This is a genomic window from Streptomyces sp. NPDC048255 (assembly GCF_040652415.1).
Classification (GTDB): domain Bacteria; phylum Actinomycetota; class Actinomycetes; order Streptomycetales; family Streptomycetaceae; genus Streptomyces.
In genome coordinates this window covers 1-22,604 of sequence record NZ_JBEZMA010000011.1, presented here as the reverse complement: position 1 = coordinate 22,604, position 22,604 = coordinate 1, and the positions used below count along the sequence as shown (strand labels likewise).

Genomic DNA, 22,604 nt, shown 5'->3' with positions numbered 1-22,604 from the left:
GAGGGGACCTGTCGGCCATCATGCTCCCGGCGCCGGGACCGCGCCGCTCGAATGCGCTTCCGCCGCCGCGAACTGGGTGCGGTACAGCTCCTCGTACCGGCCGCCCGCGGCCAGCAGCTCGGTGTGGGTGCCGCGTTCCACGATCCGGCCCTCCTCGACCACGAGGATCTGGTCGGCGGCCTGTACGGTCGACAGCCGGTGCGCGATCACCACCGCGGTCCGGCCCGCCAGGGCCTCGCCGAGCGCCTCCTGCACCGCCGCCTCGGAGGTGGAGTCCAGGTGGGCGGTGGCCTCGTCGAGGATCACCACCCGCTGCCGGGCCAGCAGCAGCCGCGCGATGGTCAGCCGTTGCCGTTCGCCGCCCGACAGCCGGTAGCCGCGCTCCCCGACGACCGTGTCCAGCCCGTCCGGCAGCGAGGCGACCAGCCCGTCCAGGCGGGAGCGGCGCAGGGCCTCCCAGATCTCCTCCTCGGCCGCGTCCGGCCTGGCCAGCAGCAGGTTGGCCCGTACCGACTCGTGGAAGAGGTGCCCGTCCTGGGTGACCATGCCGAGCGTCTCGCGGATCGAGTCGGCCGTGAGGTCGCGTACGTCGACCCCGCCCAGGCGGACCGCGCCCGCGTCCGCGTCGTACAGCCGCGGCAGCAGCTGCGCGATGGTGGACTTCCCGGCGCCGGACGAGCCGACCAGGGCGATCATCTGGCCGGGTTCGGCCCGGAAGGACACCTCGTGCAACACCTGGGTGCCGCCCCGCGCGTCGAGGGTGGCGACCTCCTCCAGGGAGGCGAGCGAGACCTTGTCGGGGGAGGGGTAGCCGAAGGAGACCCCGTCGAACTCGACGGTCACCGGCCCGTCCGGCACCCGGCGGGCGTCCGGCTTCTGGGCGATCAGCGGCTTAAGGTCGAGGATCTCGAAGACCCGCTCGAAGCTCACCATGGCGCTCATCACCTCGACGCGGGCTCCGGCGAGCGCGGTGAGCGGGGCGTAGAGCCGGGTCAGGAGCAGGGCGAGGGCGACGACGGAACCGGCGTCCAGGGTCCCGCGCAGGGCGTAGAAGCCGCCCAGCCCGTAGACGAGCGCCAGGGCCAGCGCCGAGACCAGGGTGAGGGCGGTGATGAAGGCCGACTGGGCCATCGCCGTGCGGATCCCGATGTCCCTGACCCGCGCCGCGCGGGCGGCGAACTCCGCGGACTCGTCGGCGGGCCGGCCGAAGAGCTTGACGAGGGTCGCGCCCGGGGCGGAGAAGCGTTCCGTCATCTGGGTGCCCATCGCGGCGTTCAGCGCGGAGGCCTCCCGCTGCATGGCGGCCATCCGCGCACCCATCCGGCGGGCCGGCAGCACGAACACCGGCAGCAGCACCAGCGCCAGCAGGGTGATCTGCCAGGAGATGCTCAGCATCACGGCCAGGGTCAGCAGCAGGGTCACGGTGTTGGCGACCACCCCGGACAGGGTGTTGCTGAAGGCCCGCTGGGCGCCGATCACGTCGTTGTTGAGCCGGCTGACCAGGGCCCCGGTGCGGGTGCGGGTGAAGAAGGCCACCGGCATCCGCTGCACGTGGTCGAAGACCGCCGTGCGCAGGTCCAGGATCAGCCCCTCGCCGAGTGTGGCGGAGAGTCTGCGGGTCAGCAGCCCCAGCGCCGCCTCGGCGACCGCGATCAGCGCGATCAGGAGGGCGAGGCGGGTGACGGTACCGCTGTCACGGCCGCTCACGATGGAGTCCACGATCCGGCTGGCGAGCACCGGGGTGGCCACCGCGAGCAGTGCGGTCACCACACTGAGCAGCAGGAAGAAGGTGAGCCCGCGGCGGTGCGGGCGGGCGAAGGCGGCGATCCGGCGCAGGCTCGCCCGCGAGAGCGGCCGACGGTCCTGCTGGGCGTTGATCGCGCTGTGCAGCGATGTCCAAGCGGTGACTTCCATGTCCATGAACCGAACCGTAGGACCTCAACCAACCTTGAGGTCAATGGTCCGCTCCCGGACCACCCGTCAGTGGCACCCGGGGCCGCCGCGCCGGTGTGCGTGCGGGGCTGCCGGGCGGGCCGCCGGGCGGAACCCCAACTCCCCTACTGGGGTGGGAATTTCGCGAGCCTCCTCCAGTGTCGGTGCCCGGTGGCATCATCGGGACATGACGCAGGGATCCGAGTCCACCCGCTCAGACCGGCCGTCCGCCGACGGCACCGACACCGTCCTGCACCGCTTCGAGCGATGGGCCCGGGACACCCCCGCCGCCCGCGCCGTCATCGCCGGGGCCGACAGCCTCACCTACGGACAACTCGACGCCCGCGCCAACCAGTTGGCGCACCACCTGCTCGACGCCGGCCTGCCGGCCGATGCGCTCGTGGCCGTCGGCACCGCCCGGCAGGCAGAACTGCTCGTCGCCGTCCTGGCCGCCCTCAAGGCCGGCGCCGCCTACACCGTCGTAGACGTCGAAGCCCCGCGCGCCGCCCGGCAACTGCTCGCCGCCGTGGAGCCGTTCGCGCTGCTCACGCACGCCCCCCACGAGGCCCGCCTCGACGACGGCAGCGGACGGCGGGTGATCCGCCTCGGCTCGGAGTCCGCCGCGATATCCGCCCGCCCCACCGGCCCGCCGCCGCGCCCGCGCACCGGACCCAAACGGACCGCGGCCGTCCTCTGCGCCGGGGGAGCGGTTCCGCGCGCCGTCTCCGTCAGCCACCCCCGGCTGCTCGCCGCCTACGAGAGCTGGGCGGAGGTCGCCCGGCTGCACCCGGGCGACCGCCACCTGATCACCGCCGGAACGTCCGTCACCGCCTTCGCCGCGGGCTGGACCCGGGCCCTGTGCTCGGGCGGCGCCCTCGTCGTGCCCGTCCTGGCGCCCTGGCGGCCGGAGGAGATCCGCGAGGCGATCGAAGCCGAGCATGTCACCGTCGTGCACACCGACCCGGCCGGCGCCGCCCGGCTGCTCCTGCGGGACCCCGGACCGAAGGACGGCGCCCAGCGGCCGGGCGTACCCGGGCCCCGCCGCGAAGCCGACCCGCAGTTGCGGGCGGTACGGCTGCTCACCGTCACCGGCGACCGGCTCTACCTCGACGAACAGGCCGCCCTCCAGAGCCGCCTGCGGACCGGCGTACGGCTGATCAACGTGTACGGGCTCACCGAGACCGCGGGCACCGGCGCCTGGTTCGGGCTGCCGCAGCTGCCCGGCCCGGTCGACGACCCGGAACAGCTCTCCCTCATCGGCACCCCCTTCCCGGGCTGCCGCGTCGACCTCCGCGCCGGGGAGATCCGCCTCACCCCGCCCGACGGCGGCGACGCGATCCCCACCGGCGACCTCGCGCGGCTGCGCGAGGACGGGCTGCTGGAGTTCGGCGGGCGGATCCGCGACCGGATCACCGTGGACGGGCGCACCCTCGACCCGCACGCCCTGGAATCCGCACTCCGCGGCCACGAGGGCATCGGCTCGGCGATGGTGGCCGCCGTGCCGGGCTTCCAGGGCGTCCGCCGCCTCGTCGCCTACGTCGCCCCGCCCGCCGACGACACCTCATGGCCCCCCGGCTCCCTCCTGCCCGACATCGACGAGGTACGCGCGCACCTCGCGGACAAGGTGCCCTCCGAGGACCGGCCCCGCGCCGTGGTACGGCTGCGCACCCTGCCCCGCAACCGGGCCGGCCAGGAGGACCGGGCGGGCCTGCCCCAACCGCCGCAGGCCGTCCGCGGACACGCCACCGCGGGAGTGGCCCGCGGCGGAGGCAAGTACGGAGGCGCGAGTGCGGGAGAGAGCTCCGCCTCGTGCGCCATCGGCTGCGGGGCGATCGTGCTGGCCTTCGTCGCCCGGCTGCTCACGGACGTCATCTGGCCCGGATCGACCGATCTCACCGGGGTGCCGAACCCGTGGGCGTTCCTCTTCGGCACCCTCTACCTGTTCGAGTGTCTGGCCTTCGGCCTCGGGGTGGGCTTCCTCTTCACGGGACGCTCGCGGATGCTGAGCCACGGCCGGGGCCGCGCGCTCACCACCGCGGCCCACCTGGCCGTGGTGTACCTGCTGGTGTCCTGGTGGCCGCAGGACAACCTCTACCGGCTGGCGGCCAAACAGGACTGGCCGCGCCAGGCCGCGCTCGTCTACACCTTCAACGTCCCGCTGATGATCGCGGCCGCGGTCCTCGCCTTCTACGTCTCCCGCAGGCGGGCCTCGCCCTTCGACTTCGAGGACTGATCGGGCGGTGGCGGTGTCGGTGTCGGCTATGGCTGCGCTGGATGCGGGCGGGGTCGCGGCGTCGGCGTCGGCTGGGGCTGAGGGTGCGGGGGGCCGTCGAACCCCGCCCCCACCGCCAGGGCCCGCTCCCGGACCAGCGCCTCGGCCGCGTCCAGTACCTCCCGGCTGTGCGCGGCCACCAGCACGCCCAGCCAGGGCCGGGGGTCGAAGGCGCCCGTGGGGATCGCGGGGACGAACACCGCCCCGAACTCCGCGCAGTCCCGGGCCAGCGCCCCGCACACCTCGTCCAGCTGGGCGTCCGGCAGCCGGGCCCCCAGCTCCACCCGGTCGGCGATCCGTACGAGGTGCCCCGCGCCCCTCAGCGCGTCGAGCCGGGCCGCCACCATGAAGGCCACCGAGGGCCCGGTCAGCCGCAGGTTCGTCTCGGTCGGCGCGAGCCGCCCCGCGCCGTCCGCCACGAAGTCCACGTCGAACCAGCCCCGGTAGCCGGAGGCCGCCAGCTCCCGCCCCACCGCCGCCCCGAAGCCCAACAGCGCCCGCTCCGCCCAGGCGGGCACCACCCCCGGCCCGACCGTGGCCCCCTGGTAGGCGGCGCCGTCCACGTCCATCACCGCCCCGCCGACCTCGTGCACCCGGCCCCGCGGGTCCACGAACCCGTCGTACGTCAGGTCGCGCGGCCCCTCGGCCGGGCCGGGCACGTACTCCTCCACCAGGAGCGGCCCGCGCGGCAGCCGGCGCAGTACGGCGCGGGCCCCGCCCGCCGCCCGGACCTGCTCCGGCGTCACCACGGTGGTACCCGAACCCCCGACGCCGTGCTCCGATTTCAGAACACTGCTCTCGCCCGCCTTGGCCCGGGCCGCCAGCAGCCGCACCGCGGCCCACCGGCCGTCAGCCCTCCACTGCGCAGGCAGCACGATCCCCGGATGCCCGCCCGCCGCCAGGATCCGCCCGAAGAGCGCGTGCGACGCGGACTTCGACTCGTACCGCAGCTCCCCGGGCCGCCACGGCAGCCCCGCCAGCTCCGCGAACGGGCGCGTCCGCCCCCACGGTACGAGGGGCAGCCCGGCCCCGGTCAGCAGCGCGGCCAGTGCCGGGCGGGCCCGTACGGCGTCCACGAGACCCGGACCCCGGTCCACGAGGCCGTCGTACACCTCCACCCCGGTCCAGCCCAGTTGGCGGCAGACCAGCCCGGCCCAGCCCTCCGGTACGGAACGGGGCAGCACCAGCGCCGCCGGGTACGGGCTGTAGAACGCGGCCAGGGCGGCGTAGTGGTGCGCGGGCCGCTGCTCCCGGTCCAGCGAGGCGTCGGCGAACTGGGCGTTGAACTCGGCGACATTGCCCAGGTGCACGGCCCGCCCGCCACCGGTCCACGCCCGCGCCCAGCCGGCGAGCGGGGCGGGGGCGACCTCGAACCGCACCAGAGCCCCAGGAGGGCCGTCGTGCTCGCCGCCCCGGCCCTGGCCCTCACCGCCTTGGCCCTCGCTGCCCCGGCCCTCGCCTTGGCTGTCGCCCTCGCTGTTCCGGCCCTGGCCCTCGCCGTAGCCGATGCCGTCGCCCTCGCCGTAGCCGATGCCGTCGCCCTCGCCGTAGCCGATGCCGTCGCCCTGGCCCTGGCCGCGGCCTTCACTTTCGCCGCGGCCCCGCCCTTCGCCCTCGCACTGGCCCCGGCCGTTGCTGATGCCGTCGCCCCTGCCCTCGCCGTCCCCGTCCCGGCCCGGGCCGCCGCCCCCACCGGCCTCGGCCCCCGCCGCCACGCGCACCGCGACCGCCCCCATCGCCCGGTAGAACCCGGCCGCGTGCGGATCGGCGTCGATCAGCAGCCTGCGGACCCCCAGCTCCACCGCCCGGCGCAGCACGTCGCGGTAGAGCAGCCGCCCCACGCCCCGCCCGATGACCGAGGGCTCCACGAACAGCAGCCCCAGGGTCGCCAGCGGAGGCGCGCCCTCCAGCGAGGCGAGTCCGAGGACCTCCCCGCGTCCGTTCTCGGCCACCACGATCCGGCGTCCCGTCACGTCGGTGGGACGGATCCGCAGTTCCTCCGCGCACGCGGCCAGGAACGCGGCGTCGTAGCCCCAGTGGGCCTTCGACCGCATCACGAGCCCCGTCAGGGCCTCCGCCTCGTCCGCCCGCGCGGCCCTGACCTTTGCCATTTCCTGACCTCCCCATGGTCCGCCGCACGGCCGTGCGATAGATTCGGCCTCCCCACGGCACATCTTTTCCCACCCACGCGGAGACAGGCTTCTCAATGAGCGACATCATCAACGGACTTGGCCGCACCAGCGCCTTCGGCGCCCTCGGCCTGGTGCTGCTGATCCTCGGCATCGTCCTCGTGGACGTACTGACGCCCGGGAAGCTCCCGAAGCAGATCTGGGAGGAGCGCAACCGCAACGCCGCCCTCCTGCTCAGCTCCGCACTCCTCGGCATCGGCGGCATCGTCTTCACCTCGATCTGGACGACGTACGACGACTTCGGCAAGGGACTGCTCTCCACCGCGGCCTTCGGCGTGCTCGGCCTGGTCCTGATGGCCGTGGCCTTCCTGGTGCTCGACCTGGTGACCCCGGGCAAGCTCGGCGCCATCGTCGTCGACCCGGAACCCCACCCCGCGGTGTGGGTCACGGCCTCCTGCAACCTGGCGGTGGCCGCCATCGTGGCGGCCTCGATCGCCTGACACCGGCAGCCGACCCCGGTCGCGCCACACACCGAGAGCGCCGCTCCCTCCGGGGAGCGGCGCTCTCGGCGTATTCCGCGCCGCCCGTTACGCGAGGCCCAGGGCGAACACCGCGAACCCCGCGGCGAGCACCCCGGCGACCGTCCGGCGCACCACCGGTGCCCTGCGCCCCTCCACCGGCGGACCCTCGAACCGGCGCGTGTACCGGGCGATGACCACCAGCAGCGCCGCGAACACCGGCATCCACGCCACCCGCGCCACGATCCAGCCCAGGCTGTCCGGCGCCGTCGTCAGCCCCGCCAGCTCACCCACGAACGAAGCGGGAACGGCCGCGGCCAGCATCGCGCTCTGGTGCCAGCACAAGATCGTCATCGCGCACAGGTTGATCACGACCACCGGCGCCCACAGGGCAGGCCGGGCCAGCAGCTTCGCCAGCCGGTCGCGCAGCAGCATCGCCGCCCCCGACTGCGCGGCGGCCAGGGCCAGCACCAGCAGCGACGGCGGGTGCGAGTTCGTCCGGGCCTCGCCCGGTACGCCCACCATCGACGCCGGGTAGTGGAAGACCACCAGCAGCACGGCGAACAGCGCGCCCCCGCCCGCCAGCAGCAGCCAGGCTCCTAGCCGCCCGGTCCGCCGCTCGCCCCAGGCCACGCCCAACTGGTACGCGAACAGCCAGCCCGGGAGGATGTTCAGCAGCGCCAGCCAGGACGGCACGGACTCCGCGAGCGGCCCGTAGCGCAGGAAGTCCACCACGGCCACCGAGCCGATCAGCGGGAGCGCGGCCCAGCCGCCGAGCCTGCGCGCCGCCCGCACGCAGTACGGGGTCAGCGCGGTGACGACGGCGTACACCCCGACGAACCACAGCGGCTGGATCACCAGCTTCGCCCCGGTCCGCAGCGTGGCCTCCGGCACCCCGGCCGCGTACAGCACCGGCGCGGCCAGCGCCCATACCGCGGTGACCCCCAGCACCGGCCGCCCCAGCCGGACCATCCGGCCCTTCAGCCACGCGGTCACCGACCCCTCGTGGCGCCGGAAGGAGAGCGCGGAGGCGTAGCCGCCGACCAGGAAGAAGATGCCCAGCATCTGGAGCACCCAGCTGGCCGGGGCGAGCCCGCCGAAGGTGGACAGCGGGCTGGCGTTGTGCAGCCCGCCCCCGGCGTCCAGGGTGAAGCCGCCGAGCAGCCAGTGGCCCGTCGGCACCGCCAGCAGCGCGAGCGCGCGCAGCCCGTCGACGGCCCGGTCGCGGTGGGCGGGGGTCTGCCGGTCGATCCGCTCGGCGGCCTTCTTCAGCGGGGCCAGAGTGGCGGAGGCGCTCATCGGGACTCTCCCTTCGCGATGGCGGCGAAGGCCGCCAGGGACTGGGTGCCGGGCGTGAAGTAGCCGGTGTGGCCCCGCACGTCGTTGGCGGGCACCCGGCGGGCGCCGAAGGCCGGGGAGGTGGGGTCGGCGCCGTGGCCGATCCCGGCGAACTCGACGTTCGGGACGTCGGCGATCCAGTCCGAGGGGCCGCGGGCCGCCCAGACGCGGGCGCCGGTGCGCAGGGCGGCGGCGGTGTCCGCGCGCATCCCCGGCGAGCCGAACACGACGATGTCGGCGGCGTCGGTGTGCCGGGCCGCCAGCCCGCAGACCACCGAGCCGTAGCTGTGGCAGAACAGGGCCGGGTCGGGGGCGCCTACGGCGTCGAGTCCGGCGGTGAACCGGGCCAGGCGGGCCGCCCCGGCCTGCGCGAGCCGTCCGCCGGCCGCGTCCGGGCCCACCCCGACCGGGGTCGTGTAACCGGTCCAGGCGATCACCGCGGTGGCCGGGCCGGCCGCCGCCCGCAGCGAACGGGCCATCCCGGCCGGCCCGGTGTACGCCTTGCGCCCGCCGTCGTAGGCGGTGGCGTCGTTGTCCGAACCCGGCACGACCACCGAGACGTGCGCCGCCCGTTCCAGGTCCCCGAAGACCTCGGCGACCTGGCCCCGGCCGCGCGGGTCGAAGGCGAGGATCTGCCGGCCGGGCGCGGCCAGCGAGGCGTACCGCGCCTCACCCGTGGCGGCGACCGCGATCCGGTTGGCCTCGTACCGCAGGGGGAGCGGAGCTCCGTCCAGATTGCCGACGACCAGCGGGTGGCGGCCCAGGAGTTCCCGCCGCGCGCCCTCGTCCAGCCCGGCGAAGAAGTGGGCCACCTCCCGCGGCGCGGCGGTCACCGGGTCGGGCAGCGGCCGGCCGGAGGCCGTGTCGGCCCGCCAGGCGGCGGTGCCCGGCGGCGGCCCGGTGACCGCGGACCGGCTCTCGCCGGAGGCCCATCCCGCGGTGCCCGCGACGGCGGCCACCGCCAGCGCGGCCGTGACCAGCGTCCTTCCGAAGCGGCTCATGCCCCTTCTCCTCTCCTCGTGACGAGGAGGAAGGTAGGGAGAATGTCCCGGACCGGACGTCGGACCGGGGAGCCAAGTCGGATGTCATACCCCGGTAGGGGGTGGAGGAGACGGCGCCCGTCCGCTCACGGCGGGAGGCGGGAGGCGAGCGGTGAGGTGAAGCAGGGCGGGAGGTCAGGCACCGTCGCCCGGGCGGACCAGGCCCGCCTCGTAGGCGAAGATCACGGCTTGGGCCCGGTCGCGGAGGTCGAGCTTGGCCAGGACCCGTCCGATGTGCGTCTTGACCGTCTGCTCCGCCACCACCAGGTGAGCGGCGATCTCCTGGTTCGACAGGCCGCGCGCGATGAGCTCCAGCACCTCGGTCTCCCGCGGGGTCAGCCCGTTCAGCCGCAGCGCCGGGTCCTTGCGCGGCGCGGGCCGCTGCTGGACGAAGTCGGCGATCAGCCGCCGGGTCACCGAGGGCGCCAGCAGTGCCTCGCCCGACGCGACCACCCGTACCGCCGCGATCAGGTCGGCCGGCGGGGCGTCCTTCAGCAGGAAGCCGGAGGCGCCCGCGCGCAGCGCCTCGTACACGTAGTCGTCGATGTCGAAGGTGGTCAGCATCAGCACCTTCGGCCGGTGCACCACCCCGGGCGGCGGGTCGAGGATCTCCCGGGCCGCCGTGAGCCCGTCCATCTCCGGCATCCGCACGTCCATCAGCACCACGTCGGGGTGCGTGGAACGCGCCACCTGCACGCCCTGCCGCCCGTCGGGCGCCTCGCCCACCACGTCGATGTCGGCCTGCGCCGACAGCAGTGCGGCGAAGCCCGCCCGCACCATGGCCTGGTCGTCGACGATGATCACACGGATGGTCAACTTGCTTCCTCGGTCGGGTCGTCCAACGGCAGGCGGGCGGCGACCCGGAAGCCGCCGTCGGGCAGCGGACCGGTGTCGAGGGTCCCGCCGGTCAACCGTACGCGCTCGCGCATCCCCACCAGCCCGTGGCCCGTGCCCGAACTCTCCAGCTCCACCACGGCGTCCCGCGCCGGACCGTTGACCACGAGCACGAGGACCTCGTCCTCGTCCACGGTCACCGAGACCCGGGTGGGCGCCCCCGGCGCGTGCCGCACCACATTGGCGAGGGCCTCCTGCACGATCCGGTAGGCCGACAGGTCCACGGCGGGCGGCGCCGCCCGCTGCGCCTCCGCCGCCAGGGACAACTCCACCGGCTGCCCGGCCCGTACGGTCGCCTCCACCAGCTGCTGGAGCCGGCCGATCCCCGGCTGCGGGGCCCGCTCGCCGTCGGCGCCCGGCCCGCCGTTCGCCCCGTCGCCCCGCAGGACCGTCAGCAGCCGCCGCATCTCGCCCAGCGACTCCCGCGCACTGGCCGCGATCGCCTCGAACTCCTCCCGCACCGGCTCCGGCATGCCGGGCAGCCGGTACGGAGCGGAATCGGCCTGCACGGTGATCACCGACATGTGGTGCGCCACCACGTCGTGCAACTCCCGGGCGATCCGGGCCCGTTCCTCCAGCAGCGTGCGCCGGGCCCGCTCCGCCTCGCTGATGCTCTCCTGCTCGGCGATCCGCTGCTGGGCGTCGCCCAGACCGCGCAGCGCCCCGGTCAGCGCCAGCATGACCCCGGCGAGTACGAAGAGCAGCGCGGCGGTGTTCATCACGCCCTGCGGCGGGAAGAAACCCAGCACCGCACCGACCCCGCCGGTCACCAGCCACACCCCGACCAGGGTCCGGATGGACTCGCGCAGCCCCAGACAGGCCATCAGCACCAGGTAGCCGACGATGACCATCGGGGTCCACGGCCAGGGGTGCCCGGCCACGCCGTCGGCCCGGAGCAGCAGCACCGCGCCGAACGTGTCCGCCAGCAGGATCACGGCCCAGGCCGCCATCGGCCGGGTCACCGCGAGGAGCAGCGGCACGGTCTGCGCCACCCCGAGCGCGCCCGACCAGCCGCCGCCCGCCTTGTAGTCGTTGGTGAGGACCGCGATGGTCACCGGCAGCAGTGTCACCACGAAGACGCCGATCACGGCGTACGGCAGCAGCCGCTGCCAGGCCTTGGGAGCGTGCGCGAAGAGGGGCTGGGCCGCTCGTGCGGGCGTACGCACGACCACGGCCAGCTGGGCCAGAGCGCCGGGCACGCGGGCCGGGCCGGAACCGGAGCGGGAAGTCGCGCGGGTCCGGCCGAGCCGCCGCGCACGGGGTTGGTCGCTCATGATCGGCCAGCCTACGGGACGACCCCTGTGCGTCCGGGGGGCCGGAAAGGGGCGAGGGTAGGCTGCTCGTCGGTCGATCATGGGGGGATCAGGTCATGGGTGGCGCGGCCGCGCTCGAAAAGCTGGTGCCGGTCCTGCTGGCCTTCGGTGGCGGAGTACTGCTCGCCCGGCGCAAAATCGTTCCCGCCGAGGCCTCCAAGGTGTTCGCCGACTACGCCTTCCTCTTCGCCGTCCCCTGCTACCTCTTCGGCAACATCTACGCCAGCGACCTCGCGGCCCTCTTCGACTGGCGGGCCATCGGCGGCTACGCCGCGGCGGCCGCCCTCGCCGTGGCCGCGGTCGTCGCGGCAGCCGTCGCCCACGGGCTGCGCGAGCCCCGCGAGGTGGCCCTGCGCGTGATGGCGGGGGTCCAGGTGAACACCGCCTACTTCGCCGTCCCCGTCTTCATCACCGTGTTCGGGACGGCCGCGCCGATCTTCCCGATCCTGCTCTTCCAGGTGTGCGTACTCTCCCTGGTCGTCATCGCCCTCATGGAACTGGGCCGCGCGGGCCCCGGCGGCAGCCCGCGCCGGAGGCTCTCCCGCGCCCTCGGCGCCTCCCTCGCCACCCCGCTGGTCCTCGCCTGCAACGCCGGGATCCTGCTCAACCTGCTCTCGGTGCACGTCCCGGAGGTGGCGCTGGACGGTGCCGCCTTCGTCGGCGACAGCGCCTCCCCGGTGGCCCTGTTCGCCCTCGGCCTCCACCTCGGCGGCCTCGGCCTGGACCTGCGGGGCACCACCCGCGAGGAGATGGCCCTCATCGCCTTCAAGTGCCTGGCTTTCCCGCTGCTGACCTGGGCGGTCTGCGGGGTCCTGTTCGGGGTCCGGGGCGAGTGGCTGGCCCACCTCGTCCTGATCGCCGCCATGCCGACCCCGCAGAACCTTTTCGTCTTCGCCCAGCGCTACGACGTGGGCGTCGACCTCTCCGCCTCGATAGTGATCAAGACCTCACTGGTGTCCCTCCTGCTGCTGCCCTTCTGGCTGCAGACTGCCGTGTCATGAGCGAACCGAAGACGCCCACCGTCCCCCTCGCCTTCGCCACCCTCGGACTGCTGGCCGCCTGGGCCGTGCACGACCTGGAGGAAGTGGCGACGACGGCACGCTGGTCCCGTACCCGGGTTCCCGTCCTGCGCGAGCGCCACCCGCGCGTCCCCGACCGGATATGGCGGCGGCTCGAAGGCGTCGACGGGCGCGAGTTCGCCACCGCCGTGGGCTTCATGGGCCTGGTGGTGGCCGCCGCCTCCGCCGACGGACACCGCACCGGCGGCCGTTCCGCCTTCTACCAGAGCGCTTTGACCGGCTTCGGCCTGCACGGCCTCGTCCACCTCGGACAGGCCGCCGCCACCCGCGGGTACACTCCGGGCGTGGTCACCTCGCCGCTCGTCGTCGTCCCCTTCACGCTCTGGGCCCGGGGCCGGCTGCGGCGCGCCGGAGTGCTGCGGCCCGCCCGGGTGCGCGACGCGGTCCAGGGCCTGGCGCTGGCCGCCGTGGCCACGGCCGCGGCGCACGCCGCGGCACGCCGGATCCGCTGACCCCGTCCGGACCCGCGGCCGTGCGGGTGCGCCGGCTCGTTCCCCCGGCGGGATCCGCTCGTTGACCGGGCATGGAAATGCCGACCATCGCGGCTCACGGCGTCGGGGAACGCGCCGACGCCGTGGCCGATGCCGCCTGCCACCTCTACGACGCCGTCGCCCCCTGGGGCGGCGCGGCGCCCGCCGGCTGGAGCCGGACCGCGGCCGAGGACGCCGCCGAGGCGATCGAGACCACCGCGCACGCCCTCGCGCACACCCACCCGCGGGCCGAGGTCGTCCTCGCGCCGGTCCACGCCGCCCTGGCCGACCTGCGCCGTCAGCTGGGCCTCCCGCCCGCCGACCAGCTGACCGCGGACGGGCTCCCGGCGACCCCGCGCACCGTCGGCAACCCGCGCCGGACCCGGTGGGTGCGGGTGCTCACCCCGCCTTTGCCCCGGCAACCGCCTTCGCGTACAACTTCCTGATGTCGGCGCCGAAGTAGGAGCTGTACGAGGTGTCCACCTTGTCCCCGCCGGTCTTCCAGCCGCCGATCACCCCGACCACGTCACCGGTCCCGGTCCGCGCGTCGTAGCGGGTCAGGAACGGGCCGCCGCTGGTCCCGCCGGGATAGCCCGTGCAGTCGATCCGCAGGAACGATCCCGGAATCTTCGGATCGGCGCTGGTGAACTTGGTCGTCCGGTTGACGCACAGGCGCGGGCGCGCGGCGGACGACGGATAGCCGATGAGCGTGACCTTGGGGTGGGCGTACGGGCCGCCGGTGACCAGGCGGTTCCCGCCGACCACGGCTTCCACGGGGTGGCCGGCGGCGTTCGGGCCCACTTGGGCGAAGGCCACGTCGAGGGTGGCGGCCCGGTCGGGCCCCTGGGACACGTAGCGGGGGTCGATCCACACCTTCGCGCGCCCGGCGGCGTTCCGCAGGACCGGGAAGAGGCCGTACGGCTGCGGTTTCGCCCGCGTGTACCGCGGTACGAAGGCCACTTGGCGGGCGTCGGAGCCGAGCAGGCAGTGTCCCGCGCTGAGCACCAGGTTGCGGCCGGGGGAGGAGACCACGCTCGCGGTGCAGAAGTAGGCCCCGGCGCCCTTCATGACGAACATCCGGCCGACGACGGGGACTCCGTCGAAGTCCTGCCCGACGCCGGGGCCCGCGAAGGGCAGGTGGGCCGGGACGGGCGCCCGCGCCGGCGTCCCGGCCGGCGTGGGCGTGGGGGCGGCCGTGGGCGTGACGGCGGGCGTGGGGACGAGTACGGGGCTGGGCGGCGCCGGGGTAGGCATGGCCGAGGGGGCGGCCGGGCTCACGGCCTGCGCGTCGGGCGTGGCGGCCGGGTCCGGCGCGGGCAACGGGGCCGGGTCCGGCGCGGGCACCGGGGCGGCCGGGTCCGGTGCCGGATCCCCGGGCAGCAGGACGGCGGAGGCCATCCGCTCGGGCGTCCAGAAGGCCGCCGCCTCGCGGGCGGACCAGGGGGCAGGACCCGCAGGGGCGGCGGGCCCGGCCTCGGCGACGGGCAGCGGCCCTCCGGGCAGCAGCAGCGCTGCCGTTGCCGCGGCCATCGTCAACGTACGTAGCATGCGGAGCTCCTCGTGGCGGTAGCTGGGGCGGGCACCCGCGTAGCAGGCCCGGACGGCGGAGGTCTATACGGCCTGGGGGAAGCGGAACAGCCGGCCGGGGTCGTAGCCGCGCCGGACCTCCTCCAGGCGCGGGAGGTTCGGCCCGTAGTAGGCCTCGCGCCAGCCGGCGAGCTTCGGATCGGCGTAGTTCTGGTAGGCGCGCCCGCTCGCCCAGGGGCGCAGGTCCCGCCAGAGTCCGTCGAGCCAGTCCTGGTGCCGGGCCGCCTCGGAGGCCGGCGCGGACTCGGGCCAGTGGACGAGGTACTGGGCGAGGAAGGCGCTGTCGCGGTGGGTGAAGGCGGTGGCGGTGGCGGGCACGCGGTTGACGGCGCCGCCGCAGACCCCGTCGAACTGGACCACGCCCCGCCCGCCGCGCGGCACGGACGACGGGTAGCGCCGCACGGCGTCGAGCACCGCTCCGATCGCCGCGTCGGGCAGCCCGGCAGCCGCCCAGAAGTCGGAGCGGGCGGCGTACGATTCCCGCCCCAGCCGCCCCCGCGGGTCCCGGCCGGGCAGCGTGCCCGGCAGCCGGCACTGCGCGGCGCTCCGCTCCAGGCAGCCCGCCATGGCCCGTACGGTGTCCCCGTAGCCGCGGACGACGGTCCAGCTGTCCCGGGGCTGCCGGCCGATCAGATCGGACAGCCGGGTGAGCTGGGCCTCCAGCTCGTGGCGCCCGTCGAGGGACACCACGCGGACCGCCGGGGCGGAGGCGGCCCCGGCCTCGACCACGAACTCCACCTGGCTCCAGAACGGGTCCGGCAGCCCGCCCAGCCAGCGCTGCCAGCCGCGCAGCACCGCCGCGGAGTCACTGCCGGGCCAGTGGAGTTCGGCGAAGGCGCAGTCGCCGACCGGATGGGTCTCGAAGCGGAACTCGGTGACCACCCCGAAGTTGCCGCCCCCGCCGCCGCGCAGGGCCCAGTACAGCCCGGGGTCCCGGTCGGCGGAGACCTCGCGGACGACCCCGTCGGGGGTGACCACCCGGGCGCCCGTGAGCCGGTCGGCGGTGGTGCCGTACGCCCGCGAGGCCAGCCCGAGGCCGCCGCCGAGGGTGAGCCCGGCGATGCCGACGGAGGGGCACAGCCCGGTCGGGATGCCCAGACCCCGTCCGGCGAGCGCGGCGTTCACGTCGCCCAGCCGGGCTCCCGCGCCGATCCGTACGCCGGCCGGTGCACCCGCGCGCCCGGCGGCCCCCTCGACCGTGACCGCCGCCATGGCCCCGGTGTCCAGCACCAGGCCCGCGGCCCGGGTGGACCAGCCCGCGTAGCTGTGCCCGCCGCCGCGCGGCACCACCGCGGCGCCGGAGCGGCGGGCGAAGTCCAGGCAGGCGGCCACGTCGCCCGCGTGCGCCGGATAGGCCACCGCGCCCGGCGCGACGGTGTCGTACCGGGGCTGGAACAGCTGCCGTGCCTCGGCGTAGTCCGCGTCGCCCGGGAGCACCACCCGTCCGTCGATCCCGCGGGCGAGGGCGCCGTAGTCAGGGCCCCGGGATGCCGCGCCGACGGTGGCGAGCACGGCCGCGGCCGCGCTCCCCAGGACCTGGCGGCGATGGAGGCTCATGCCTCCTTCCTGCCACCGCCAGGACCGATCGGCGTGAAGGCGGGCCCACACACACCGGGTTGCCCCCCGAACGGCCCACGGCGGAATCGATTCGGCTGGTCGTATAAGCAGTTCGGTCCAGGCGGCGGGCGACCGTAGGGTGCCCCCATGCCTCTCGTGGACCTCAGCGCGCACAGCGAAGACTTCGACGCCGACCCCTACCCCCTCTACGCCGCCCTGCGCACCGCCGGTCCCGTCCACCAGCTGTCCTTCGGAGGCGACCGTTCCTGGCTGGTCGTCGGCCACGACGAGGCCCGGCAGGCCCTCAACCATCCCGCCCTGGCCAAGAACTGGCTCGGCTCCGAGCTGTTCGCCCTCCCGGCCGCGGCGGCCCACACCAACATGCTGGAGGCGGACCCGCCCCACCACACCAGGCTGCGCCGACTGGTCTCCCGCGAGTTCACCGCCCGCCGGGTCGAGGCACTGCGGCCCCGCGTCCAGCAGGTCACCGACGAGCTGCTCGACGCGATGGCGGCCCGCCCCGACCGCCGGGGCGACCTGATCCGGGACTTCGCGGTACCGCTGCCGATGACCGTCATCTGCGAACTCCTCGGCGTCCCCGACCTGGACAGCGCGCGCTTCCGCTACTGGTCGGGGGAGATCGTGGCCCCGCTGGGCACGGCGGGCCCGGACAGCCGCGTCATCGGCCAACTGACCGCGTACCTGGTCGAACTCGTCGAGGCCAAGGCGGCCGACCCCGGCGAGGACCTGCTCAGCGCCCTGATCCGGACCCGCGACGAGGACGGCGACCAGCTCTCCCCGGACGAACTGATCGGGATGGCCTTCCTGCTCCTGATCGCGGGACACGAGACGACGGTGAACCTGATCGGCAACGGCGTACGGGCCCTGCTGGAGCACCCGGAACAGCTCGCGGCCCTGCGCGCCGACCCCGAAGGGCTGATCGACGGCGCGGTGGAGGAGATGCTGCGCTACGACGGCCCGGTGCAGCACGCCACGTACCGCTTCGCCCTCGCCGACCTGGAACTCGGCGGGGTCACCGTCCCGGCCGGCTCCTCCGTCCTGGTCGCCCTCGCCGCCGCCGACCGCGACCCGGCCCGCTTCGCCGAGCCCGACGTCTTCGACATCCGCCGGACCGGGCCGGGACACCTGGCCTTCGGGCACGGCATCCACTTCTGCCTCGGCGCCCCGCTGGCCAGGATGGAGGGCCGCATCGCCGTCCGCGCCCTGTTGGAGCGCTTCCCGGAACTGGCCGAGGACCCGGAGGGCGGGCCGCGCGACTGGCTGCCGGGCACGCTGGTACGGGGTGTCACCCGGCTTCCGCTGCGCTGGTAGCAGGCCGCCGGGACCGCCCCGGCCGCCACGGCCCGCTCAGGCTTTGCGGGCCAGCAGCAAACCCTGCGCGGACCTCTCGTACCCGTCGGGTTCCCGGACCAGACGGGCCACCTCGGCGAGCCCGGCCCCGGCGAGCAGGGCGGCGATACGGTCGGGCGGGGTCCCGTACACGTCGAGGTCGACGGGATGGCCGTACGCGTGCTCCAGCCGGATCTGCTCGTCGCCCGCCTCGAACGCGACCAGCGCGTACCCGCCCGGTGCCAGCACGCGGGCGAACTCCGCGAACACCGGCGGGAGTTCCGAGGGCGGGGTGTGCACCGTCGAGTACCAGGCCAGGACCCCGCCCAGCACACCGTCCGCCACGTCCAGCGCGGTCATCGAGCCCACCTCGAAGCGCAGCCCGGGATAGGTCCGGCGGGCCACCGCCACCATCGCCGGGGACAGGTCGACCCCGAAGGTCCGTACCCCGAGCGCGTCGAGATGTGCCGTCACCCGTCCCGGACCGCAGCCCAGATCGGCGACCGCCCGGCCCCCGCCGCCCTCCTCGCCGCGCACGTACTCGGCGAACGCGGCGAGCATGGCCCGGTCCAGGGGCCCTTCGGCGAGAGCCGTCCCGAGCAGTCGGGCGTAGTCGGCGGCGACGGCGTCGTAGGAGGCCCGGACGGCGGTCAGGCGCGAGGTCTCTGTCATGCCCCTGAACAGTAGCCCGCCGGGCGCCGCGGCTCACCCCCCAGCCAGCGGATTGGGTAGTTCCGCCCACTGGTCGCCCGGGACGCCCGGGCTCAGCCGCATCAGGGTGAGCGCCTTGGTGGGCAGCGGACCGGTCAGCAGGGCCTCGGTGTCCGCGGTGGGGGAGAGTCCGGCCGCCTGGGCGAGGAGTTCGGCGAAGGCGTCGGCCGAGCCCGCCGTGGCGCCGAGCGCCCCCGTCACCAGCGACCCGAACAGCTTGCGCCGCAGGGTGCGCACGTCGTCGGTCACCAGCCGGCCCGACAGGGGCGGCACCGGCAGGCCGTGCCGCTTGAGCCGGGCCGGGCTGATCCGGATGTCGGCGAGGTCGCGGTACACCAGCCGGACCGGCGCCCCGGTCGCGGCGACCACGACCAGGAGGTTCTGCCCGTGGGCCTCCAGGGCCACCCCGAGGTCCAGGGCGCGCAGGCACACCGAGAGCGCGAGGCGGGCGAAGGCGGCCTGCCAGGCGGCCGAACGGGCAGGCGGGAAGGCGGCCAGCGCCGCCACCGGGAGCACCCGCTCACCGGCGGAGGCGTCCGCGTACACCTCCGGGGGCTCGCGCAGCACGGCCGCCAGGTCCGGGCTGTGCGCGCTCGCCGCGCCCAGGGTGCGGGTGATGTGCAGCCGGCCGTCGAGCCGCTCGCACAGGGTCTCGGCGAAGGCGGAGACGGCCGCCGCCGTTTCGACGGAGTAGACGGAGATGTCCCGTACGGAGGAGGTCAGCCGGGTGCTCAGCGCGGTCTTCACGTGCGCCCCGCCGAGCCGGTCCGCCCCACTGGTACTGCCCGCATCGCCTGCCCCGCCCGGCGCCGGCGCGAGGGTGCGCAGGGACATCAGCGGATGCGCCGGGAAACCGGCCCGGACCCGCTCGTGGGTGAGCACGTGCTCCGCCTGCCAGGGATGCACCGGGAGCAGCAGCCGCCCCCCGTCCCGGAGCCGGTCCGGCCAGTCGCCGGTGACCACGCACTCAGCAGCCGGTACGGCGAGCAGCCCGAGCTCCACCACGGGCCGGTGCTCCGGCGCGTACGCGAGCTGCTCGGCCACCGAGAAGCCGGGCCGGGAACGGCAGTTGGGATGGTACGGATGCCCGTCGACCACCCGCTGCTCCCACCCCCAGGGGGTCGGCGGAGCGTCCTCCTCCGCCGACCCCTCCTCGCCGCCGGGCCGGCCGGCCCGGGAGAGCGCCAGCGAGGCCGTGCTGTCGTCCAGCTCGGCGGCGAACTCCTTCCCGTACGGCACGTCCAGCGCCGCCATCAGCCGGGCTGCCTGCCGGTACGCCCTGCCGTCGAACCGCAGCTCGCCGACGTACGCCCCGGTCGCGCAGGGATCCGGAAGCGGGCCCTCCAGGCGCTTGCCCCCGTCCAGTGTGAGTACCAGACCGCCGGGCCCGAGCTCCCGGGCCACCACCCAGGGCAGGGGCTCGAAGGCCAATGCCCGCCACAGCCGGGTCAGCACGGCAGCCCGGGCGCCGCCGAGCGCCGCGGTGTACGCGGGTGTCAGCGCGGGGCGTACGGAGGCCAGCCCGGCGGCGACCGTGTCCTCGGCGGGGGAAGCGGGCGCGTCGGCGCTCGGGTGCCTGCTGCGGTCCAGGGTCCTGTTCCTCTCAGGGGTACGGGCGGGGGCACGTGGGTACATCGCCACGAAGTGATGATCAGGTCATCATCGCGGATACTGATGATCATGGCCGGTGATACGCCGCGCATCTCCGGCGCACCGGGACCGACCGATTGGAATCAGTGGACCTCACTACCCTCGCAGACGCATATGCCGCGACCCCGCTCCTGAACTGCCTGCTCAGGGAGGCCGCGGAGCCGGCCCCGGAACACGGCCTGGGCGCCCACCGGCTGCGCGGCAGCGGGCGGCTGCTACGGGTGCGGGGCGGGCGCCGCCCCGTACGGCCGGAGCTGCGCACGACGGACGGCTGGCATCCGCTCAGCCACACCGAGCTGGTCAAACTCACCTCCGACGAACTGCGCCAGTACACCGGTGTCTCCAACGACGAACTCCCCGTAGAAATGGCCGACAGCCGCGAGGCCGTCGCCGCACTGCTGACCGCCCGCGCCGGGGCCGAGCCTCCGCGGGACCCGTACCTCCGCTCCGAACAGTCCCTGGTCATGGGCCACCCGTACCACCCCGCCCCCAAGGCCCGGGGCGGCGCCCCGGCCGCGAGCTGGCTGCCGTACGCACCCGAGGCGCACGCCCGCTTCCCGCTGGTCTTCCTGGCGCTGCGCGAGGACCAGGCCGTGGAGGAGGGCGGCCCGGCCGCCGCCGCGGCGCTCGACTCGCTCGCCGACCTCCTCGACGGGCCGCGCCCGCCCGCCGGTTACCGGCTGCTGCCCGCCCACCCCTGGCAGCTCGACCTGGTCGGATCCCGGCGCGCGGTCCGCGAGGCCTTCGCCGACGGGCGGCTGCTGCGGCTCGGCGAGAGCCGGCTGCCCGCCTGGCCCACCGCCTCGATCCGGACCCTGCACGTGCCGGACCCTTCCGCCGACCTGTTCGTGAAGTTCAGCCTCGACGTCCGCATCACCAACGACGTTCGCCGGCTGTGGCGGCACGACCTGCTGACGCTGCGCCGCACCGACGCCGCGGCCGAGGCCGGCTTCGCCGCCCTGCGCCGCACCGGATCGGACGCGGCCTGGCTCGCCGACCGCGGCTACCGCACCGCGGGCTTCGCCTTCGAGGAGCTGGCCGTCCTGGTCCGCGACGGCCTGCGTGCGCACGTACTGCCCGGGACGACGCCGCTGCTGGCCGCCGCACTCGCCGAGAGCGACCCCGGCAACCCGCTGGCGCGCACCGCCGACCCGGCCGGCTGGTGGCGGGCGTACCTGCGCCAGGTCGTGCCGCCGGTACTGGAGCTGTTCGCCCGGCACGGGGTGGTGCTGGAGGCCCACCTCCAGAACACCCTGGTCGCCTTCGACGCGTCGGGCACGCCGGTGCAGGCCCTCTTCCGGGACGCGGAAGGGGTGAAGCTGTCGGCGGACCTGGACCGGGAGGCCGCCTGGCAGCGCCTGGTCTACTGCCTGGTCGTCAACCACCTGATGGAGATCGCGGGGGCGCTGGCCGAACGGCATCCGGACATCTCGCCGCTCGTGTGGCCCGCCGTGCGCGAGGAGTTCCTGCGCTACGACGCCACCCGCGGCCTCCCCGAGACGGCGGCGCTCCTCGCCGCCCCGGCCCTGCCCGCCAAGACCAACCTCCTGCTGCGCTGGACGCGGGCGGACGGGGCGGCCGCCCGCTACCTGCCGCTGCCGAACCCGCTGCGGGAGTAGGGCCCCGGACGGGCGGACGGGGCGGGCGTACGGGGCGGGAGGGGGGTGCGGGCGGGGGTGCGGAATCGGCCAAGGTGGGTCCCGTACTCACGACCCTCTCACCCAGAGGTATAGACCAATGCTACGTTGGTCGGGCAGACCGCGCAGTCCTTGACCACCCGTCAGAGGAGAAGCCATGCCCTCCCCTTCGCGGGGCGGCGGCCCGGCCGCCATGCCCAAGTACCAGCGGATCGCCGCAGCGCTGCGCAGCGATCTCGAGCGCGCCGCGCACGCCCCCGGCGGCCGGCTGCCCTCCGAACGGAGCCTGGCCGCGCGCTACCAGGTCAACCGCCAGACGATCCGGGCCGCGCTGCAGCACCTGCGCGAGGACGGACTCGTCGTCACCGGCCGCAGGGGCAGTCGCCCCGCAGGCGTCAGCTCCGCCGGTGTCGGCTCCGTCGGCGGGGTCGCCGCCGGAGCGCAGCCGGCCGCCCACCCGGCTCCGCCGGCCTCCGCGCCCGGTGAGAGCTGGCTCACGCTGGTCACCGTGCCGCCCTCGCTCGCCGCGCTCCTCGGCATGGGCGGCGGGGACCGCACACTGGTCCACCATCGGCGCGAAAGCGGCCCGGGGGGAGACGCCCGCCGGCACGCCGTCACCTACCTCAGTCCGGGGGTCGTCGCGCGGACCCCCGAACTGGCCCGCTACCGAGACCGGGCGGCCGCGGTGCGCGGCGAGGACCTCGGCCCGCTGCACCGCTGGCTCGAACGGGCCGCGGCGGACGGCCGGCTGGCCGAGACCATCACCATGACCCGCACCACACATCCCCAGGGCCCCTCGCCGACCTGCGGACTGACCGTCCGCCGCACCCTGCACGACTCCTCGGGCCGCCTGCTGGCCGTCACCGACCTGGCCTTCCCCTCCTGGGACCGCCTGACCTTCCACCGCGACCCCGCCGAGTCCGGCTTCCGCGTCATATAGCCGCAGCTCCCGGGGCGGAACTCCCGGTGAGTCCCTGTGCCCCGCCTCCTGGGCCCTGTCCGGGCGATCTTCGCGGGCCCGCGCCGCCTGGTACGGCACCTCGCCGCGTTGTCGGACCGCGCGAGTACGGCCGAGTACGAGCTGCGATCCTCCGCCTTGCGATGCACCGCACCAGACGACGCGGGCT

18 protein-coding genes are annotated in these 22,604 nt (G+C 75.2%); 8 read left to right on the top strand and 10 right to left on the bottom strand.

The window, feature by feature from the left end; translation table 11 throughout:
* Positions 1-18: 18 nt before the first annotated feature.
* Positions 19-1,920 carry an ABC transporter ATP-binding protein gene (locus tag AB0D94_RS11970; RefSeq protein ID WP_362049575.1) on the bottom strand — a complete coding sequence of 634 codons (1,902 nt, stop codon included), beginning with the start codon at positions 1,918-1,920 and terminating at the stop codon, positions 19-21.
* 199 nt (positions 1,921-2,119) lie between these two features.
* On the opposite strand from AB0D94_RS11970, the gene AB0D94_RS11965 reads away from it, so the two are divergent.
* A complete protein-coding gene (locus AB0D94_RS11965) occupies positions 2,120-4,165 on the top strand; it encodes an AMP-binding protein (protein ID WP_362049572.1) in 2,046 nt (681 codons plus the stop codon).
* Positions 4,166-4,191: 26 nt separating this feature from the next.
* Here AB0D94_RS11965 and AB0D94_RS11960 read toward each other — a convergent pair whose 3' ends face one another.
* Positions 4,192-6,315: a GNAT family N-acetyltransferase gene (locus AB0D94_RS11960; RefSeq protein WP_362049569.1), complete on the bottom strand. Its 2,124-nt coding sequence runs from the start codon at positions 6,313-6,315 to the stop codon at positions 4,192-4,194.
* A gap of 95 nt (positions 6,316-6,410) precedes the next feature.
* On the opposite strand from AB0D94_RS11960, the gene AB0D94_RS11955 reads away from it, so the two are divergent.
* The gene (locus AB0D94_RS11955) at positions 6,411-6,833 is read left to right on the top strand and encodes a DUF350 domain-containing protein (protein WP_328929280.1); all 423 of its coding nucleotides are present in this window, start codon (positions 6,411-6,413) and stop codon (positions 6,831-6,833) included.
* An 87-nt stretch (positions 6,834-6,920) separates the two neighbouring features.
* Here the strand turns inward: AB0D94_RS11955 and AB0D94_RS11950 are convergent, their stop codons facing one another.
* The 4 genes from AB0D94_RS11950 to AB0D94_RS11935 all read right to left on the bottom strand — a co-directional run bounded on the left by AB0D94_RS11950 (position 6,921) and on the right by AB0D94_RS11935 (position 11,397).
* Positions 6,921-8,150: an acyltransferase gene (locus tag AB0D94_RS11950; protein WP_362049565.1), complete on the bottom strand. Its 1,230-nt coding sequence runs from the start codon at positions 8,148-8,150 to the stop codon at positions 6,921-6,923.
* A complete protein-coding gene (locus AB0D94_RS11945; RefSeq protein WP_362049562.1) occupies positions 8,147-9,190 on the bottom strand; it encodes an alpha/beta hydrolase in 1,044 nt (347 codons plus the stop codon). The genes AB0D94_RS11950 and AB0D94_RS11945 overlap by 4 nt, the downstream gene beginning before the upstream one ends.
* A gap of 174 nt (positions 9,191-9,364) precedes the next feature.
* Positions 9,365-10,045: a response regulator transcription factor gene (locus AB0D94_RS11940; protein ID WP_362049559.1), complete on the bottom strand. Its 681-nt coding sequence runs from the start codon at positions 10,043-10,045 to the stop codon at positions 9,365-9,367.
* The gene (locus AB0D94_RS11935; RefSeq protein WP_362049556.1) at positions 10,042-11,397 is read right to left on the bottom strand and encodes a sensor histidine kinase; all 1,356 of its coding nucleotides are present in this window, start codon (positions 11,395-11,397) and stop codon (positions 10,042-10,044) included. The genes AB0D94_RS11940 and AB0D94_RS11935 overlap by 4 nt, the downstream gene beginning before the upstream one ends.
* 95 nt (positions 11,398-11,492) lie before the next feature.
* Between AB0D94_RS11935 and AB0D94_RS11930 the strand changes: the two genes are divergently transcribed.
* The 3 genes from AB0D94_RS11930 (at position 11,493) to AB0D94_RS11920 (ending at position 13,431) form a co-directional block, all read left to right on the top strand.
* Complete coding sequence (locus AB0D94_RS11930; protein ID WP_362049553.1) at positions 11,493-12,437, top strand: AEC family transporter; 945 nt, start codon at positions 11,493-11,495, stop codon at positions 12,435-12,437.
* Positions 12,434-12,967 (top strand): HXXEE domain-containing protein, encoded by a 534-nt coding sequence (locus tag AB0D94_RS11925; RefSeq protein WP_362049550.1) that lies wholly within the window; start codon positions 12,434-12,436, stop codon positions 12,965-12,967. Before AB0D94_RS11930 ends, AB0D94_RS11925 begins: the two co-directional genes overlap by 4 nt.
* Positions 12,968-13,038: 71 nt before the next feature.
* Complete coding sequence (locus tag AB0D94_RS11920) at positions 13,039-13,431, top strand: hypothetical protein (RefSeq protein ID WP_362049547.1); 393 nt, start codon at positions 13,039-13,041, stop codon at positions 13,429-13,431.
* On the opposite strand, the gene AB0D94_RS11915 is transcribed toward AB0D94_RS11920, so the two are convergent.
* Positions 13,385-14,533, bottom strand: a complete 1,149-nt coding sequence (locus tag AB0D94_RS11915) for a hypothetical protein (RefSeq protein WP_362049544.1) — start codon at positions 14,531-14,533, stop codon at positions 13,385-13,387. The two genes, AB0D94_RS11920 and AB0D94_RS11915, sit on opposite strands and share 47 nt — an antisense overlap.
* A gap of 63 nt (positions 14,534-14,596) precedes the next feature.
* Positions 14,597-16,129 carry an FAD-binding oxidoreductase gene (locus AB0D94_RS11910; protein WP_362049541.1) on the bottom strand — a complete coding sequence of 511 codons (1,533 nt, stop codon included), beginning with the start codon at positions 16,127-16,129 and terminating at the stop codon, positions 14,597-14,599.
* 147 nt (positions 16,130-16,276) lie between these two features.
* Here AB0D94_RS11910 and AB0D94_RS11905 point away from each other — a divergent pair, with 147 nt between their 5' ends.
* Positions 16,277-17,461, top strand: coding sequence for a cytochrome P450 (locus AB0D94_RS11905; protein WP_362049538.1), 1,185 nt, complete (start codon positions 16,277-16,279; stop codon positions 17,459-17,461).
* 36 nt (positions 17,462-17,497) lie between these two features.
* Here the strand turns inward: AB0D94_RS11905 and AB0D94_RS11900 are convergent, their stop codons facing one another.
* Entirely contained in the window at positions 17,498-18,151 is a 654-nt protein-coding gene (locus tag AB0D94_RS11900; protein ID WP_362049535.1) for a class I SAM-dependent methyltransferase, read from the bottom strand.
* Between the two features lie 33 nt (positions 18,152-18,184).
* Entirely contained in the window at positions 18,185-19,825 is a 1,641-nt protein-coding gene (locus tag AB0D94_RS11895; protein WP_362049929.1) for an IucA/IucC family siderophore biosynthesis protein, read from the bottom strand.
* 101 nt (positions 19,826-19,926) lie between these two features.
* On the opposite strand from AB0D94_RS11895, the gene AB0D94_RS11890 reads away from it, so the two are divergent.
* Both AB0D94_RS11890 and AB0D94_RS11885 read left to right on the top strand, forming a co-directional pair.
* Complete coding sequence (locus tag AB0D94_RS11890) at positions 19,927-21,459, top strand: IucA/IucC family protein (protein ID WP_362049532.1); 1,533 nt, start codon at positions 19,927-19,929, stop codon at positions 21,457-21,459.
* Positions 21,460-21,634: 175 nt separating this feature from the next.
* Entirely contained in the window at positions 21,635-22,417 is a 783-nt protein-coding gene (locus tag AB0D94_RS11885; RefSeq protein ID WP_362049530.1) for a GntR family transcriptional regulator, read from the top strand.
* Positions 22,418-22,604 lie beyond the last annotated feature (187 nt).

Excerpts from the sequence above, each read along its gene's own strand:
- AB0D94_RS11970 (WP_362049575.1), bottom strand. The coding sequence starts at position 1,920 with ATGGACATGGAAGTCACCGCTTGGACATCGCTGCACAGCGCGATCAAC.
- AB0D94_RS11965 (WP_362049572.1), top strand. The coding sequence starts at position 2,120 with ATGACGCAGGGATCCGAGTCCACCCGCTCAGACCGGCCGTCCGCCGAC.
- AB0D94_RS11960 (WP_362049569.1), bottom strand. The coding sequence starts at position 6,315 with ATGGCAAAGGTCAGGGCCGCGCGGGCGGACGAGGCGGAGGCCCTGACG.
- AB0D94_RS11955 (WP_328929280.1), top strand. The coding sequence starts at position 6,411 with ATGAGCGACATCATCAACGGACTTGGCCGCACCAGCGCCTTCGGCGCC.
- AB0D94_RS11950 (WP_362049565.1), bottom strand. The coding sequence starts at position 8,150 with ATGAGCGCCTCCGCCACTCTGGCCCCGCTGAAGAAGGCCGCCGAGCGG.
- AB0D94_RS11945 (WP_362049562.1), bottom strand. The coding sequence starts at position 9,190 with ATGAGCCGCTTCGGAAGGACGCTGGTCACGGCCGCGCTGGCGGTGGCC.
- AB0D94_RS11935 (WP_362049556.1), bottom strand. The coding sequence starts at position 11,397 with ATGAGCGACCAACCCCGTGCGCGGCGGCTCGGCCGGACCCGCGCGACT.
- AB0D94_RS11930 (WP_362049553.1), top strand. The coding sequence starts at position 11,493 with ATGGGTGGCGCGGCCGCGCTCGAAAAGCTGGTGCCGGTCCTGCTGGCC.
- AB0D94_RS11925 (WP_362049550.1), top strand. The coding sequence starts at position 12,434 with ATGAGCGAACCGAAGACGCCCACCGTCCCCCTCGCCTTCGCCACCCTC.
- AB0D94_RS11920 (WP_362049547.1), top strand. The coding sequence starts at position 13,039 with ATGGAAATGCCGACCATCGCGGCTCACGGCGTCGGGGAACGCGCCGAC.
- AB0D94_RS11915 (WP_362049544.1), bottom strand. The coding sequence starts at position 14,533 with ATGCTACGTACGTTGACGATGGCCGCGGCAACGGCAGCGCTGCTGCTG.
- AB0D94_RS11910 (WP_362049541.1), bottom strand. The coding sequence starts at position 16,129 with ATGAGCCTCCATCGCCGCCAGGTCCTGGGGAGCGCGGCCGCGGCCGTG.
- AB0D94_RS11905 (WP_362049538.1), top strand. The coding sequence starts at position 16,277 with ATGCCTCTCGTGGACCTCAGCGCGCACAGCGAAGACTTCGACGCCGAC.
- AB0D94_RS11900 (WP_362049535.1), bottom strand. The coding sequence starts at position 18,151 with ATGACAGAGACCTCGCGCCTGACCGCCGTCCGGGCCTCCTACGACGCC.
- AB0D94_RS11895 (WP_362049929.1), bottom strand. The coding sequence starts at position 19,825 with ATGTACCCACGTGCCCCCGCCCGTACCCCTGAGAGGAACAGGACCCTG.
- AB0D94_RS11885 (WP_362049530.1), top strand. The coding sequence starts at position 21,635 with ATGCCCTCCCCTTCGCGGGGCGGCGGCCCGGCCGCCATGCCCAAGTAC.